Raw genomic sequence first — 16,025 nt, 5'->3', positions numbered from 1 at the left:
ACCCCTTTTTTGTCAATTTTTTTCATCCTCGTATTGATGCCGGTCAAAGAAGTGCCAAGAGAGGCAAAGACAAAGAGTAGTCAACGGAAACCAGAGAAATATCCAAAAATAAAGAATAGGGAACCCTAGAACGCTCACATCCGCTGTAGCAATAAACGGAACAACTCCCAAAATCGCCAGGAACGGTATGCCGATACCGATGAACAAACTTCCTATTTGACGTGATGCCAACGCCATCTCCACCTTTCCGCTGATTCAGCAAAAACTCGTTTACCTACTTAAGAAAACAAATAAATTTAGCCTTCTGCAGGGCTTCAGGTTCCCATAAATGGGTAACTACAATACACACATTTTATTCTCGTAGACTACACCGCCGTCGATCAACGAGGCCATGATTTCAATATCTTTAATTTCTTGCGGCTGAACTTTTGTAGGATCTTCTGCCAGAACGGTAAAGTCCGCTCTTTTTCCTAATTCAATGCTGCCGGAATGTTGTTCATCAAAATTAAGCACAGCTCCCCACATCGTCATCGACTTTAAAGCATTTTCTACATCACATGTTTGATCTGCTCCTAATACTTTGCCCTCCTTCGTTAAACGGTTGACTGCCGCCCAAACGGAAAACAGCGGAGAGATAGGAGTCACCGGACAGTCTGAATGTAGCGTAAACAGTAGATCACGATCCAGCGCATCTTTTATTGGATTTATTCTGGCCGCTCTTTCCGGTCCGAGAAACATTTTTTCATGACGCTCTCCCCAGTAATAAACATGATTAATGAAAAATGAGCCGGCTACACCTAATTTCTTCATTCGGTCCAGATCGGCCGTTGTCGCTGTTTGCACGTGCTCAATGCGATGGCGATGGTCTCTGCGGGGATGATTAGTTAAAGCAAACTCAAAAGCATCTAAATTAGATGCGATCGCCCGGTCGCCATTGCCATGTATTGTCACTCGATAACCGCGTTTGTGCAGATCCAGCACTTCTAAATTAAAATCCCTCTGCTCATGGATCAAGTCACCATATAACTCAGAATTGCTATAATAAGGCTCTCTCAACGCTGCCGTCAGCCCTTGAATAGATCCATCTTGAAACAATTTAGCACTGTCCAGACGAGCTCTTCCTTTAGACCGAAGACGGATATCTTCATCCAGTTCTTTGGCGGATACCTCTCCAAATGCATTATTCTCTCTCAGAAGATGGTGCATAATCATTAATTGCATACGCATAGGATTTTGCCCCCCGGCTACTGCCTGGATATGGGCTTCAAGTTCCTCTATTCCTATGTTCAGTCCAACACCGGCATCTGTATTTGTCGTGATCCCCTGAGCTAGATAATCTGTGGATGCTTCTCCTAATAAGGAAACTAACTCCTCTACGGAAGGAACAGGGATTTTTGACTCAATCAGACTCATAGCTGGAAGCTCGTACAATACACCATTTAATTTTCCTGCTCCATCTCTTCCAAAGTGGCCTCCTGGCGGATCGGTTATTTGCTCATCTATTCCAGCGAGCCTTAGCGCAGCAGAATTGACAACAGCAAAATGGGCAGAGATGTGCCTAATTAAAACAGGATGATGAGGAACAACAGCGTCCAATTCCTCACGGGTCGGGTGACGCTTCTCTTTCAGGAGAGTATCATCGTATCCATAGCCCAAGACCCATTGGTTCCTTTTAGTTTTCTGCGCTAATTGCAAAAGCTGACCTTGGATATCACTAATGCTTTTATTGAGCGGACTGCTGCAATTCGCTTGCTGGCGAAATTGGGCATACATTAGCAAGTGATTATGCGTATCAATAAAACCTGGAAGCAGCGTGCCGCCCTTTAAATTGATGACTTGCGTATGTCTTGTCAATTCAACATCGCTCTTTGGCGGTTCAGCTTCCGGCCAAATCCCGCTAATACGGCCGTTCGTTACAGACACAGAGCCCCCGCGTCGTCCTTCCTTATCTAAAGTAATCACATTAGCATTTGTCAATAAAACATCCGGTTTAATCATCATAAACCACCTTCTTTTGTTTCATTTGCTCATCCCTCTCCTTTCTTATTCAAATCAAGGTATGACTCATCTTGTATGCGTTTGCAAAAAGAAAAAATATTCTGATTTTTCTTTTAAACAATGGTAATAAAAATAATAATTTCTTACAATAACCATAAGTGGACCTTTATTAGAACTTGAGAAAGAAAAGCTTGGAAATATGTAATTTCGGCTTTTTGATTCAGCGATCTCATTAAATATTGTTTAAAAGCTTATATTTGTATATGATTCACAAGTAGGAAAGAAAAACATTGTGTACGGGGGGAGACTTGTGAAACTTTTTAGAAGAATAATAAAGAGCAAGATTAGTCTAGTTCTTGTCTTATTAGTAATTTTTGTGTATGTCAACAACAGCTCACTGTTCGTAAAAGAAAGGGAAGGCAAGCCGTTGCTGATCGCACATCGGGGAGTGGCACAAACCTTCGATCTTGCAGGCGTGGAAAATGATACATGTACAGCGGAAAGAATTCACCCGCCTGAACATGAGTTTCTCGAAAACACTATTCCTTCAATGAAAGCAGCTTTTCAAGCAGGAGCAGACATTGTCGAATTGGATGTACATATAACGAAAGATAATCAGTTTGCTGTTTTTCATGATTGGACACTAGATTGCCGAACAAACGGTACCGGCGTAACCCGTGACTACACGATGGCTGAATTGAAAAAATTAGACATCGGCTACGGTTACACAGCGGATGGCGGAAAAACTTACCCTTTTAGAGGAAAAGGTGTCAACCTTATGCCTTCCCTTACTGAAGTGATGAATCAATTTCCCAACAAGCCATTCCTCATTCATATAAAGAGTAATGACCCTAAGGAAGGGGCTCTGCTTGCCAAATATTTGTCCGATTTTTCTAAAGAGCGTTTAAAACAGCTGACTGTGTATGGCGGCGATGAACCGATAGCAGAATTGCAGAAACAAATGCCGGAATTGAGAGTGATGTCAAAACAAACAATGAAGGCCTGTCTCATTCCTTATATTGCTTCTGGGTGGAGTGGTTATGTCTCTAAAGACTGTCAGAATACTGAAATTCATGTTCCAGAGAAGATTGCCCCCTTCCTTTGGGGATGGCCGGATAAATTCCTTAACAGAATGGACAAGGCCAACGTCCGTACAATTATTGTCGGCGGCAACGGCAGCGATTTCTCCTCGGGCTTTGATTCTGAAGAAGATTTAAAGAGACTTCCGCAGAATTACACAGGCGGCATTTGGACGAACACCATAGAGAAAGTTGGAAAGATTTATAGTAAACAATAAGAGGGGTGTAACTATGAAGAAGGTTATTCTTGCTTATAATCGCGTATCTCCTGAAGTAATTACACAACTGAAAGAAGACTATGAAGTCATATACTTTGAAAAAAACGAATACCTGGATGATCCTTTTTTTGTCCAAACGCTGAAGAAAGCTTCTGGCGTGATTGGGCTTGATCTAAAAGTGACAAAGGAGCTGCTTGATCTAGCTCCTGAATTAAAAATTATTTCTAACGTTTCTGTTGGCTATGACAACCTGCCAGTAGACGAGCTATCACAGCGCGGCATTATGGCAACGAATACGCCGGATGTGCTGACTGATACAACAGCAGATGCAATCTTTGGGCTTCTCCTTGCGGCAGCCCGCCGAATCGCTGAACTGGATCATTATGTAAAAAGCGAACAGTGGAACGAACTTTTGCCTCCTCACCTTTTCGGAATGGATGTTCACCATAAAAGGCTCGGCATTATCGGGATGGGCCGGATTGGACAGGCAATTGCCAAACGGGGTCACTTTGGATTCGATATGGAGATTCTCTATCATAACCGTTCAAGAAAGCTTGAGGCAGAAAATTGGTTAAACGCTTCCTATGTTTCGATGGATGAGCTGCTTGCAGAGTCCGATTTTGTCTGTTTAATGGTGCCAGCCTCTCCTGAAACCAAACAGCTCATTAGCCATGAGGAATTTAAAAAGATGAAACAAACGGCTATCTTTATTAACGGCTCACGAGGACAAAACGTAGATGAAGACGCCCTTTATCATGCGCTTGAAAACGGAACAATTTGGGCGGCAGGCACCGATGTATTTACAGAAGAGCCTCTTCCTGCCGGCCATAAACTTTTAACATGCAAGAACCTAGTTACATTGCCGCATATTGGCTCATCTACAGCTGAAACCGAACATAAGATGTCTGTAGTAGCCGCTAACAATCTTCAAGCAGGTTTGAGCGGAAAGCTTCCTCCAAATTTGATAAATAAAGAGGTAAAGCTCAACCGATAAACAGATCCCTGTTTTTTCAATTGAATGGGTTTGCATAACAAGAAATGTTTAAAGCTGACCAATAAATAGTCGCATTTCGCCCTTTTCAACATATTTTGTTATTGATAGCTAATAGGAAAGGGGCAGATGTATGATGTCATTTAAGAAAAGCAACCTTCCAGGATTATTCGATGGTTCACTTCATCATTTGGTAAAGTCTATTGACTCTTTTTTCGGTGAATCATTTAAATATCTAGACACGTTTATCCATCATAATATGTTGTTCTCTGTTGACTCGTATGAAACAGATTCCGATATCATTATCGAGGCGGACCTGCCAGGGTATGAACGGGCGCAGATTCAAGTCGAAATACTCGGAGACCGGTTACGCATTTCAGCGGAAAGTTCAGGGACGATCGAAGAACATGATGATAAAAAGGCCTACTTTCATAAAAAACAAACCTTGCAAAGAATGGAGAAATTCATCACACTGCCTTTTCTTATTTCAGAAAAAGAGACTAGAGCCACTTATAAAAATGGCCTGTTAAGAATTATCACTCCAAAACAATATCATTGCAAACGACTTCTTAATATTGAATAAACTCCTTGATGTTCAAGGAGTTTTGTATTTTTATAGCAGAAATCAAAGGGGTTGGAGTTGCTATTTTTCCTACCAGACGGTAAGAAAAAATTCCATATCTCCTGAATAAAATAAAGGATGAATCACTTTTACACTGGGGTGGATAGATAAATGTGCGACTTTTCCCATGATGAATTAGTTAAGCTGGCGTGGACACTATATGAAAAAGCGGTGAATCAGGCAGCACTTGCCCCGTTTATGCACCCACGTGTCCTCCATCCGTTCAGCGCACAGAACTTACTGGCCTACCTCGCCTATAAAAACAATATACATTCTAAATTTGCAACCGCTCTTCGTAATAGAGGGCTCTGTTTGAGCTCAGAGCAGTATGTCATCCAAAGCCTACGTACCCTTTGTTCCCATTTAGACAGCTTTCCTCCCCCGTCTCCTCCTTCCCAAGAGGTGCATGCGCTATCAAGAGAGCGCAGTGAAGACGTATTCGGAAAAAGACGCTACCCAAATTTGCCTCATGTGATGGTCACGTTAGACAGCCAAATGGCCTCTCCCTCCGCTATCAAGCGGTTTTTGCTGAATGGGATGTCCATTGCCCGAATTAACTGTGCTTACGGCGAGGCATCAGCATGGAAAAAAGTGATCGATGCGATTCGTTGCGCGGAAGATCAATTAAGAAGGAAAGGAGAATATGAGGAGAAGAAGTGCCAAATTTATATGGATCTTTCAGGCCCAAAAATTAGAATTGGCCCGCTACAAAAAACAACCTATCCTTTAAAATTAGGAATAAAAAAAGATCGATTCGGCCGTCCTCTTGAAAAGAAAAAAGGCCTTATAAGCTGGCAGCCAACGACGACAAAACGATTATATGACGAGGAATATGATTTTATTCTTCACACCTGTCCTTGTGAACAATTCCGGTATTTCAGCGAAGGAGATTTTCTCTACTTTATTGATCTCCGGAACAAAAGGAGAAAATTCTTAATTACTGAGATCTCCCCCAGCGGTTTAGTTGTAAGTCTTGAAGAAACTGCTTATATTTATGAGAATACAAAACTTAGCAGCACGGACGGCCAAATAGAATTACTCGTAACTAACTTGGAGAAATCACCGATTCAAATTAAAGTCAAAAAGGGGGACTTTTTAAAAATTTATTTAAATAGCGAAATGGAGGGCTTTCCTGTCGCCGGTCCAATAGCTGCCTGCCTTTCAGTTAGTCTCCCCGAAGCGTTTGCATCTGTCCGGGAAGGGGACAGAATCTTTATTGATGATGGCAAAATACAGTCTGTAGTAAGAGAGCACAACGATGAATTTATTGTGGCAGAGATCTTATCGCCAGACATGAGCCTAACCATTAAAGAAAACAAAGGAATCAACCTTCCTGACTGCAAGGTTCATCTAACGGTTCCGGCCTTAACAGAAAAAGATGAGAAAGATCTTGCATTTATCTGTGAGCACGCAGATATAGCAGGCATCTCATTTGTACATGGCCCCGAAGACCTGAGAAAGCTGCAGGAACTTCTTCAAAGATATCCAAAAAAAGAATTAGCTGTCGTTGCCAAAATTGAAACGAAAGAAGCGATTCATAACTTCTCATCCATTCTACTGGAAGGGCTGACTTTTTCAAAATTTGGCATTATGATAGCAAGAGGCGATTTAGCAATCGAGATAGGCTTTCAGCAATTGCCAGTGGTCCAAGAAGAAATTCTATCGCTATGCCGTGCCTCTCATGTGCCGGTTATCCTTGCCACACAAGTGTTAGAATCATTAGCTAAAAAAGGAATCCCTTCTCGTTCCGAATTGGCCGATTTGTCCTTTGGAAGTGAATTTGATTGTTTAATGTTAAATAAAGGACCGTTTATGAAAGAAACACTTTCATTTTTAACAGATGCCCTTTTTGTCATCTCGCAAGTAAAAGAGCAGAACGAGATGATTACACGCCCTTCACCCTTCACCCTTCACCCATAAACAGGATCCACTTATTATCTAAATGAAAAAACCTTTTCTGAATATACTAGAAAAGGTTTTTTCGTTTTAGGCGATAAATGTTAAATAAATTATACCGATGATAAGAAAAACGCCACACAGGGCCAGCAATACTTTCGCTAATGTTTCCATAGTTCTTATGCTCCTTATTAATCTAAAGCTGCACCGATGACATAAGACAACCCGACAGAAATAACCATAGAGATAAAGCCGACAGCACGATTGTCATTTTCAATTTCTTCATCAATTTTAAAACGGGGAGTTAAAAACTCAAAAATAAAATAACCCGCTAGCAATAAAACAAAGCCAAATGCTCCCCATCCAATCATTGTCAACACCGTATCGTTATGGGCAATAGAGTGGCGGAAAATGTTTGCCAGTCCAAATATTTTTCCGCCAGTTGCCATTGCAACAGCCATATTTCCTTTTTTTATTTCTTCCCAGTTGCGGTATTTAGTTACCAGTTCAAACAAGGCTAACGCTAGTATAATACAGACAACAACGACACTGTAATAACCGGCAAGCTGTATAAATTCATTTTCCCAAAACTGGTTCATACATATAAAGCCCCTCTTATTTTAATTCGACGACAGTCACGCCGCTGCCACCTTCTCCAGCTTCACCAAAGCGCGTGCGTTTTACCGAGCGATGATTTTTCAAATAATCCTGAACGCCTTTTCTGAGCGCTCCTGTTCCTTTGCCGTGAATGATAGAAACACGCGGATATCCGGCAAGCAAAGCGTCATCAATATATTTCTCCAACCTTGCTAATGCATCTTCATAACGCTCGCCGCGCAAGTCAAGTTCGAGGCTGACATGATAATCTTTTCCACGCACCGTGGCAAGCGGTTTCGGCTCTGCTTTTTTCTCTGACTTCATAAATTGCAGATCGCTTTCTTTCACCTTCATTTTCATGATGCCGATTTGCACATTCCATTCTTTGTCCCCGGCCTTTTCAAGAAGCGTCCCCTTTTGATCAAAACTAAGAACTTTTACTTCATCTCCCGGCTTTAGCACTCGTTCCGTAGATGCTACCTTCTTCTTCGGTGCTTTCTTCGTCTCTGGTACCGCTTCTGTCAAACGTCGCTTGGCTTCAATCAATTCATGTTCCTTCACATCTGCCTGCTTCTCAAGTCTCATCGTGCGCAGGTCACGAATCACCTCTTCGGCTTCTGCTTTCGCTTTCTCCACAATATCTGCCGCTTGCTTGCGCGCCTTTTCAGCAAGCTCCTCTTTATGGGCATAATATTCTTGCATTTGCTTTTGCATTTCTTTATGGAACTGTTCAGCCATTTTCAAATATTCACGAGCTTCTCGTTCTTCCTCTTCCGCTTTTCTGCGCGCTTGCTCGAGCGAAGCAATCATCTGATCTACTTCATTTGTATCCGCACCAATCAAGCTTCGCGCCTGCTGAATAACATTGTCATTAAGGCCTAGACGGCTGGAAATTTCAAAGGCATTGCTTCGTCCCGGCACACCAATTAACAGCCGGTACGTAGGACTGAGCGTTTCCACGTTAAATTCAACACTTGCATTGACAACCCCTTCACGGTTGTAACCATACGCCTTCAGTTCCGGATAATGGGTAGTCGCGATGACACGAGCGCCACGATTATGCACATCGTCGAGGATAGCCATCGCAAGAGCCGCCCCTTCCTGAGGATCAGTACCGGCGCCAAGCTCATCAAACAACACCAGGCTGTCATGGTCTACCTGCTCTAAAATGTCAACAATGTTCACCATATGGGATGAAAAGGTACTCAAGCTTTGTTCAATAGATTGCTCATCCCCAATATCAGCAAAAATGGAGCCAAACACAGCTGTTTCTGATCCATCAAGGGCCGGAATAGGCAGGCCGGCCTGAGCCATGAGTGTTGTAAGACCGACAGTTTTTAATGTTACTGTTTTTCCTCCGGTGTTCGGTCCAGTAATTAAGATCGTCGTATATTCTTTTCCAAATTCAATATCATTTGCTACTGCCTCATCGATAGGCAAAAGCGGGTGACGAGCTTTATTCAGACGAATATAGCCGTTTTCATTCACTAACGGTTTTGACCCTTTAATTACCCGGCCGAACTTTGCTTTCATAAACATAAAATCAAGTTCGCCAAGCAAGCCGGTTAAATAATAGAGCTCTTCTCCATGCTGTTCAACTTCCACCGTTAATTCAGTGAAAATCCGTTCAATCTCCAATTGTTCCTTCAATTTAAACTCCCGGATTTGGTTATTCATTTGCACAATAGACTCGGGTTCAATAAATAGCGTTTGTCCGGATGAAGACTGGTCATGAACAATGCCGCCGTAGTGTCCTCTGTACTCCTGCTTTACAGGAATTACGTAGCGGTCGTTTCTAATTGTAATAATGGTATCGGAGAGCATCTTTTGAGCATTGCTTCCGCGAATCAAACTCTCAAGCTTTCCGCGAATTCGGCTTTCATTCGCACGAAGCTGCTGGCGGATATGACGAAGAGTTTCACTGGCCGAGTCAAGAACGCCGCCATGCTCATCAACTGTATGTTTAATCCGGTGTTCAAGCGGTGTCAACACCGGCAGCTGCTCTGCTTTTTCAGAAAGGATCGGTAAGCCTTCCCCTTCTTCCACTAAATCATGAATAAATTGCTTCATCATACGGCCAGCATAAATGGTGCTTGCTACTTGGACAAATTCCATTCCATTCAACATACCGCCGATTTGTGCCCGTTTTACTTGTGGCCGGACATTATAAATACCGCCGAGCGGTGCATGCCCCTTAAGACGAAGCACGCGCGCCGCCTCATCGGTTTCTTCCTGGAGACGGACCACTTCATCGTAAGAGACAGATGGCTTCAATCCTTCTGCCTGCTCTCTCCCTAAGCTGGAAGCCGCATGTTCAGCAAGCTGCTGCTTAATTTTGTCAAACTCAAGAGTTTTTAATACCTTCTTATTCACGTAACAGGATTCCTCCCTATTTGTTTCGATTAATAAATGCTAAAAATTCTTCTTTGCTGTAAGTGTTGACAACCGTTTCTGAACGGAGCCATCCTTTTCTTGCAGCCTTAGCCCCAACTTCCATGAAGTCAAGATGTTCAATGGCATGGGCATCTGTATTAATAAATATTTTCACGCCGGCAGCCTGAGCCTGCTTCAAATGTTCTGCAGATAGATCTAATCGATGTGGATTAGCATTCAATTCAAGAGCCGTATTTGTTTCTTTTGCCAGTTGGATAAGCCTCTCCATATCTACATCGTAACCGTCACGCCGCCCAATCAGCCGGCCGGTTGGATGGGCAATCAAATCAACATGTGGATTCAACAAAGCTGTTTTCAACCGTTCCATAATCGTTTCACATGGTTGTGAAAAACTTGAGTGGATTGAAGCGATAACAAAATCGAGCTGGCTCAATATTTCATCATCGTAATCCAATGTGCCATCTGGAAGGATGTCCATTTCAATCCCCGACAAAATTTCAATATCTTCGTATTGCGCGTTTAGCTGGCGAATTTCTTCATTTTGCTTTAGCAGTCGCTCAATCGACAAACCGTTGGCTACCTTTAAAAAACGCGAGTGATCAGTAATGGCCATATACTCATATCCCTTAGCCCGACAGGCCTCTACCATTTCTTCGAGCGAATAGGCCCCATCTGACCAAGTCGTATGCATATGGACATCCCCTTTGATGTCGTCTAGGTGGATGAGACGCCCAAATCCAGGAAACTGTTCCACCTCTGTTCCATCCTCCCGAATCTCTGGAGGAATCCATGGCAGTTGGAAATGATGATAGAAAGCTTCTTCCGTTTCAAATGTAGTTATTTCTCCCGTCTCATTGGATTCAACGCCATATTCGCTAATTTTCTCCCCGCGTTCTTTTGCCAGCTGGCGCATGCGGACATTATGGTCTTTCGAGCCCGTGAAATGATGCAGAGTAGAAGCAAATTCTTCCGCTGTGACGATACGGAAATCAACTGATACGTCCCAATCTCCGGCAATAACGACCGAAACTTTTGTCTCTCCTGCTGCAATCACTTCTTTAATTCCTGGAAGCGCTAGTAATTGCTCCTTGACTGCAGCGGCTTTGTCAGCAGCGATAATGAAATCCAGATCTTTAATCGTTTCTCGGAGACGGCGCAAACTTCCTGCCCGTGAGAACCGCTGAATCCCTGACATATCAGCAAGATGTCGCTCAATCGATTCAGCAAGCGGCAGCATGTATGAGATCGGCAATCTTTCTGGGCGCTTTCCGGCCTCTTCGATGGCAGCAAGAATCTTTTCTTCTGTTTTCGCTCCAAACCCAGGCAGCTCACGCACTTTTTTCAGTTCGCAAACTTCTTGCAAGTCTTCTATATTTTTTACATTTAGCTCTTTATATAACTTAGCAATTTTTTTGCCGCCGAGTCCCGGCAGCTGTAGTAAAGGAACAAGTCCGGCAGGTACTTCTTCCTGCAATTCTTTTAACGTAGCAGATTCGCCGGTCTCCAAATATTCTTTAATAACGGCGCTTGTACCCTTGCCAATCCCGGGGATTTTTGTCATATCATCAATTTCAGCCAGGCTGCGATCATCTGTTTCTAAAGCAGCCGCCGCTTTTCGAAAAGCCGAAATTTTAAACGGATTTTCCCCTTTTAATTCCATATATATCGCGATTTTTTCCAACAAACGAATAATATCTTTTTTATTGATCATTGTCGTCACCATGCTTTCAAAATCGATCATTTTCTCCATTTTAATAGTAACAGAAAAGCCAGACAAAACAAAAACTTCTCTTTCAAAAAGAGAAGCGGTTCAATTGGGCAAGCGACTCAAAATTTTTGAGCGCATCTGACAAATAAGGTGTATGATGGATCATATAGCCGGCAATGGATGAGTTAGCAATCATGGAAGAGACTTCAGTAGGTAGCAGCATGCCCAGATACACGATCACAAATAAGACAAGATAAATTTCCACAAAACCGAGAACGCCTCCGCCCACTTTATTCACTTCCCTCAAAATCGGGATATGGGCAATGGCATCCAAGAAAGAGCCTAGCATAGATAAAACAATTTTTACTAGAATAAAAACAAGAATAAAAGCAATCGCTCCATAATAAAAAGATTCAAAGCCAGAGGCTACTAAACTAAACGACGGACTTTGATCAACCGGTGGCATAGGAATCCACGCTTTTAACACGGGTGCCACTTGTTCCCGAAGTGCAAGAGCGGCGATGATAGCAATAATCGATCCTGCTATATGAAAAAATTGCAAAATAAATCCTCGCTTTAAGCCAATGACAATACCGGCAAGCAATAAAACAATTAAAATAATATCAATCATATTGGTCATCCCTTTAATTCTCTTAATTCTTCTTTTAATAGTTCCATTTCTTCTTGTAATTTTACATAATCATGAACTGTATTTACAGCAGCTAATACTGCTATTTTATTCAAATCAAGCACAGGATTCTTCATTTTGATTTCCCGCATTTTCTCATCGACCAAACGGGCGACATGCCGGATATGACTTTTCGATTCCGTGCCGACAATTGTATAATGATGTCCGTATATGTCAACCGTAATCCGGTTTTTCTCTTCATTCGACAATGGAATGCCCCCATTCGTAAAGAATCCTATCTGTTATCATACCATGAGCAGGAAGCCATGAAAAGCCGCAAGTATAAAGGAGAGATTCTAGATGAGTCACACTGTTTTGAACGTATCAAGCACGACCCTTTCGGAAATGAAAACCCATTATGCTTCTCAGGCCACTGGCAAGTTGCCAGCGGGAGCCATCTTCACAGCTAAAACGGCTGCCTGCACGATTACTGGCTATCGCTCAGGAAAAGTTTTGTTTCAAGGGAAAGATGCTCTATTGGAAGCGGAAAAATGGCAAGGGGAACAAGCAAAAGCTGCTCCTGCTAAGAAAAAGAAACCAGCGCCTGCCCTATTGCCGCCCGGATTCTCTGAAATGTCGGTTATTGGCAGTGATGAAGTCGGAACTGGTGATTATTTTGGCCCCATTACCGTTGTTAGCGCATTGGTAAGAAAAGAACAGCTAGATGAACTGCGAGCAATAGGGGTCCGTGATTCCAAGGATCTAACCGATAAGCAAATCATTAGCATTGCCAAGAAGATTGCTAAGGTTGTGCCGTACAGCCTGCTTATTTTAAGAAACGAGAAATATAATGCTCTTCAGCAAAAAGGCATGTCACAAGGAAAAATAAAAGCTTTGCTTCATAATCAAGCGCTGATCAATTTGCATCAAAAAATCTCGCCAGAGCGTCCCGATGCCGTCCTAATTGATCAATTCGCCGAAAGGAACACCTATTATCGTTATTTACAAGACCAAAAAGACGTATTCCGGGAAAATGTGTTTTTCAGCACAAAAGGAGAAGGGATCCACTTGTCTGTAGCTGCTGCCTCAATCATTGCTCGCTATGCCTTTGTTAAACAAATGGATGAGTTAAGCAATGAAGCTGGCTTCCCGATTCCCAAAGGCGCTGGCAGCCAAGTGGATGTCGCTGCCGCCCGATTGATCCGTGAAAAAGGAGAAGGGGCACTGACGCACTTTACAAAAAAGCATTTTGCTAACACACAAAAAGCATTGAATCTTGTGAGCAAGCGCTGAAGGAACAAAGCCGGACCCGATCAATCGGGCCGGCTTTTCTTACATGGCTGTCTCTAGATTATGAAGGACAAGTTGTTCATTTATATAAGCATTTTTCTGCTTTATAGGCTGTAGGCGCACAGCCTTTTAGAAATGAGAAAAGCACCCCTTCATTAGATAGGAGTGCTTAAAGAAATATTAGCTTCTTAATTCGGCCCCGGCTTTTTCTTTCAATGCTTCCAATACGCCGTTATGAACCTTGACAACTTCTTCATCCGTTAAGGTTTTCTCTGGATCAAAGTATTTAAGTGAGAAGGCAATCGACTTCTTACCCGCCTCTACATGCTCACCTTCATACAAATCAAATACATGGACATCTTTTAACAGCTTTCCACCGGCTCCTTCAATCACCTCTTTAAGTTTGCCAGCCTCTACCTTGCTATCGACAACGAGAGCAATATCACGGGTGATAGATGGGAAACGCGGAATTGGCTCGTAAGCAACCGCCTCTGTTTTTGCTGTAAACAGTGGGCTCAGTTTCAATTCAAACACATATGTTTCTTTTATATCAAGGGCTTTCGCCTGTTGCGGATGTACCTGGCCAACAAATCCAATCTCTTGTCCATCGAGCTCGACTACAGCGGTCCGCCCTGGGTGCATGCCGGAGATTTCCGCTTTCTTGAATGTGATTCGCTCCAAGAGGCCGAGCTCGGCAAACAATCCTTCCAACACACCTTTTGCTACAAAGAAATCGACGGCCTTCTTTTCACCTTGCCATAAGTGTTCTTCCCATAAGCCGGTAATCGCTCCGGACAACTGTTCTTCTTCTGTTGGCAGCTCGGCATCCGTCTCTTTCAAGAAGACGCTGCCGATTTCGTAAAGGGCGAGTGAGTCGATTTGACGCGCATTATTATAAGCGACAGCACTCAACAGTTGAGGAACAATGCTTAAGCGCAAATATGCATGCTCTTCGCTCATCGGCATCGCCAACTTAATTGGCTCGCGTGAATTCAATGCATATTCTTTCGCTTTTTTCTCACTTGTCAACGTATAAGTGATCGCTTGATTTAAGCCGGCTCCTTCCAAGAAACGGCGGACCGCTCGACGTTTTTCCTGGTAATCTGTCAAGCCGCCTGGATAAGTTGCGCCGACCGGGACGGTTGTCGGCAAATGATCATATCCGTATAAACGGGCTACCTCTTCCACTAGATCTTCTGAAATCGTAATATCGCCGCGACGAGTTGGTACTGTGACGATAAACTCATCATTATCAAGAGTGACCCAAAATTTTAAACGTCGGAAAATATCCTCTACCTCTGTCATTTGTAAATGCGTTCCAAGCACACGATTTAATTTTTCAAGTGTCACTGATACCACTTTCGGTTCAAGGTCCATTTCACCGGCTACTACGCTGCCTGCCAGCACTTGGCCGCCAGCATACAGAGCCATTAATTGCGCCGCACGGTCAGCTGCTGCCTGCAGACGATTTGGGTCAACGCCCTTTTCAAAACGGGCACTCGCTTCAGAACGAAGGCCGTGATCCTTCGATGCCTGGCGTACGCGCTGCCCATTGAAATAAGCAGATTCAATTAACACAGTCGTTGTATCAGCTTCTACTTCTGAGTTAGCTCCCCCCATAACACCAGCTAGAGCAATCCCTTCTTCGCCATTGGTAATTAGCAAATGTTCAGATGATAATGTCCGTTCTGCACTATCAAGCGTAACGAGCTGTTCACCATCTTGTGCACGACGAACGACAATTTCTTTTGAGCCTAACCGGTCATAATCAAATGCATGTAACGGCTGGCCGTATTCAAGTAAAATATAGTTCGTAATATCAACGACATTATTGTGCGGACGGATGCCCTCTGCCATTAAACGTGCCTGCATCCAAAGCGGTGACGGGCCGATTTTCACGTCTTTCACGATACGGGCGATATAGATTGGATTATCTTCTTTCGCGTCGATGTTTACTTTAATCCAATCCTCTGTACGCTCAGCCGCTTCTTCTACTTTGATCTCTGGAAGCTTCACTTCTTTATCAAGAATAGCGGCAACTTCATAGGCCACTCCAATCATACTCAAGCAGTCCGAACGGTTCGGTGTGAGGCCAAGCTCCAGCACCTCATCATCTAGATTCAATTGCTGCAATGCATCTTCACCTGGTGTCACATCGTTTGGAAAAACAAAGATGCCTTCTGCATATTCTTTGGCAACGAGCTTGCTTTCAATGCCTAGCTCTTGCAAAGAACAGATCATTCCATTGGATGCTTCGCCGCGCAGTTTTGCTTTTTTAATCTTAAAGTTGCCCGGAAGTACAGCGCCTACTTTGGCAACGGCTACTCTTTGCCCTTTATCTACATTCGGCGCCCCACAGACAATTTGCACCGGCTCTGCTTCACCGATATCTACTTGGCATACATTCAGCTTGTCGGCATTCGGATGCTGTTCTTTTTCGAGAACATGACCGATGACAACACCTTTAATGCCTTCACCCAGCACCTCTACACCTTCCACTTCAATTCCGCTGCGTGTGATTTTTTCTGCTAATTCCTTTGCCGGCATGCCGTCTAAATCGACATACTCGCTTAGCCATTTATATGAAACAAACATTAGTTACCC

At 43.2% G+C, this 16,025-nt stretch carries 13 protein-coding genes; 5 read left to right on the top strand and 8 right to left on the bottom strand.

Translation table 11 applies throughout. From position 1 onward, the window contains the following. Positions 1-12: 12 nt before the first annotated feature. Together MKZ02_RS08615 and MKZ02_RS08610 are read right to left on the bottom strand one after the other, a co-directional pair. Entirely contained in the window at positions 13-231 is a 219-nt protein-coding gene (locus MKZ02_RS08615; protein ID WP_220702325.1) for a DUF3311 domain-containing protein, read from the bottom strand. A gap of 105 nt (positions 232-336) precedes the next feature. Further along, entirely contained in the window at positions 337-2,001 is a 1,665-nt protein-coding gene (locus MKZ02_RS08610; protein ID WP_340853059.1) for an amidohydrolase, read from the bottom strand. A 307-nt stretch (positions 2,002-2,308) separates the two neighbouring features. On the opposite strand from MKZ02_RS08610, the gene MKZ02_RS08605 reads away from it, so the two are divergent. From MKZ02_RS08605 to MKZ02_RS08590, 4 genes are all read left to right on the top strand, one after another. Further along, positions 2,309-3,295: a glycerophosphodiester phosphodiesterase family protein gene (locus MKZ02_RS08605; protein WP_340853057.1), complete on the top strand. Its 987-nt coding sequence runs from the start codon at positions 2,309-2,311 to the stop codon at positions 3,293-3,295. A gap of 13 nt (positions 3,296-3,308) precedes the next feature. Continuing rightward, the gene (locus MKZ02_RS08600) at positions 3,309-4,289 is read left to right on the top strand and encodes a 2-hydroxyacid dehydrogenase (protein WP_340853055.1); all 981 of its coding nucleotides are present in this window, start codon (positions 3,309-3,311) and stop codon (positions 4,287-4,289) included. Positions 4,290-4,419: 130 nt separating this feature from the next. Continuing rightward, a complete protein-coding gene (locus MKZ02_RS08595) occupies positions 4,420-4,869 on the top strand; it encodes an Hsp20/alpha crystallin family protein (protein ID WP_120033549.1) in 450 nt (149 codons plus the stop codon). 150 nt (positions 4,870-5,019) lie between these two features. Further along, complete coding sequence (locus tag MKZ02_RS08590; RefSeq protein WP_340853054.1) at positions 5,020-6,828, top strand: pyruvate kinase; 1,809 nt, start codon at positions 5,020-5,022, stop codon at positions 6,826-6,828. 167 nt (positions 6,829-6,995) lie between these two features. On the opposite strand, the gene MKZ02_RS08585 is transcribed toward MKZ02_RS08590, so the two are convergent. From MKZ02_RS08585 to zapA, 5 genes are all read right to left on the bottom strand, one after another. Further along, positions 6,996-7,403, bottom strand: coding sequence for a DUF350 domain-containing protein (locus MKZ02_RS08585; protein ID WP_120033555.1), 408 nt, complete (start codon positions 7,401-7,403; stop codon positions 6,996-6,998). A 16-nt stretch (positions 7,404-7,419) separates the two neighbouring features. Next, on the bottom strand, positions 7,420-9,774 hold the full coding sequence (locus MKZ02_RS08580; RefSeq protein ID WP_340853051.1) for an endonuclease MutS2: 2,355 nt from the start codon (positions 9,772-9,774) through the stop codon (positions 7,420-7,422). A gap of 16 nt (positions 9,775-9,790) precedes the next feature. Continuing rightward, complete coding sequence (polX, locus tag MKZ02_RS08575; protein WP_340856363.1) at positions 9,791-11,506, bottom strand: DNA polymerase/3'-5' exonuclease PolX; 1,716 nt, start codon at positions 11,504-11,506, stop codon at positions 9,791-9,793. 82 nt (positions 11,507-11,588) lie between these two features. After that, the gene (locus MKZ02_RS08570; protein ID WP_340853049.1) at positions 11,589-12,143 is read right to left on the bottom strand and encodes a CvpA family protein; all 555 of its coding nucleotides are present in this window, start codon (positions 12,141-12,143) and stop codon (positions 11,589-11,591) included. After that, a complete protein-coding gene (gene zapA, locus MKZ02_RS08565; RefSeq protein WP_340853047.1) occupies positions 12,140-12,400 on the bottom strand; it encodes a cell division protein ZapA in 261 nt (86 codons plus the stop codon). Before zapA ends, MKZ02_RS08570 begins: the two co-directional genes overlap by 4 nt. Positions 12,401-12,491: 91 nt before the next feature. Between zapA and rnhC the strand changes: the two genes are divergently transcribed. Next, positions 12,492-13,424, top strand: a complete 933-nt coding sequence (rnhC, locus tag MKZ02_RS08560; RefSeq protein ID WP_120033563.1) for a ribonuclease HIII — start codon at positions 12,492-12,494, stop codon at positions 13,422-13,424. A 177-nt stretch (positions 13,425-13,601) separates the two neighbouring features. On the opposite strand, the gene pheT is transcribed toward rnhC, so the two are convergent. Next, the gene (gene pheT, locus MKZ02_RS08555; RefSeq protein ID WP_340853046.1) at positions 13,602-16,016 is read right to left on the bottom strand and encodes a phenylalanine--tRNA ligase subunit beta; all 2,415 of its coding nucleotides are present in this window, start codon (positions 16,014-16,016) and stop codon (positions 13,602-13,604) included. Between the last annotated feature and the right edge of the window lie 9 nt (positions 16,017-16,025).

Source organism: Pseudobacillus sp. FSL P4-0506 (assembly GCF_038003025.1).
In the GTDB taxonomy this organism is placed as follows: Bacteria; Bacillota; Bacilli; order Bacillales; family Domibacillaceae; genus Pseudobacillus.
Note: the sequence above shows the minus strand (reverse complement) of the source record. Positions and strands in the feature narration are given on the sequence as shown.

Bases quoted from the DNA above. Each gene is read 5' to 3' on its own strand.
- MKZ02_RS08610 (WP_340853059.1), bottom strand. From the start codon at position 2,001: ATGATGATTAAACCGGATGTTTTATTGACAAATGCTAATGTGATTACT.
- MKZ02_RS08600 (WP_340853055.1), top strand. From the start codon at position 3,309: ATGAAGAAGGTTATTCTTGCTTATAATCGCGTATCTCCTGAAGTAATT.
- MKZ02_RS08595 (WP_120033549.1), top strand. From the start codon at position 4,420: ATGATGTCATTTAAGAAAAGCAACCTTCCAGGATTATTCGATGGTTCA.
- MKZ02_RS08590 (WP_340853054.1), top strand. From the start codon at position 5,020: ATGTGCGACTTTTCCCATGATGAATTAGTTAAGCTGGCGTGGACACTA.
- MKZ02_RS08585 (WP_120033555.1), bottom strand. From the start codon at position 7,403: ATGAACCAGTTTTGGGAAAATGAATTTATACAGCTTGCCGGTTATTAC.
- polX (WP_340856363.1), bottom strand. From the start codon at position 11,506: ATGATCAATAAAAAAGATATTATTCGTTTGTTGGAAAAAATCGCGATA.
- MKZ02_RS08570 (WP_340853049.1), bottom strand. From the start codon at position 12,143: ATGACCAATATGATTGATATTATTTTAATTGTTTTATTGCTTGCCGGT.
- rnhC (WP_120033563.1), top strand. From the start codon at position 12,492: ATGAGTCACACTGTTTTGAACGTATCAAGCACGACCCTTTCGGAAATG.
- pheT (WP_340853046.1), bottom strand. From the start codon at position 16,016: ATGTTTGTTTCATATAAATGGCTAAGCGAGTATGTCGATTTAGACGGC.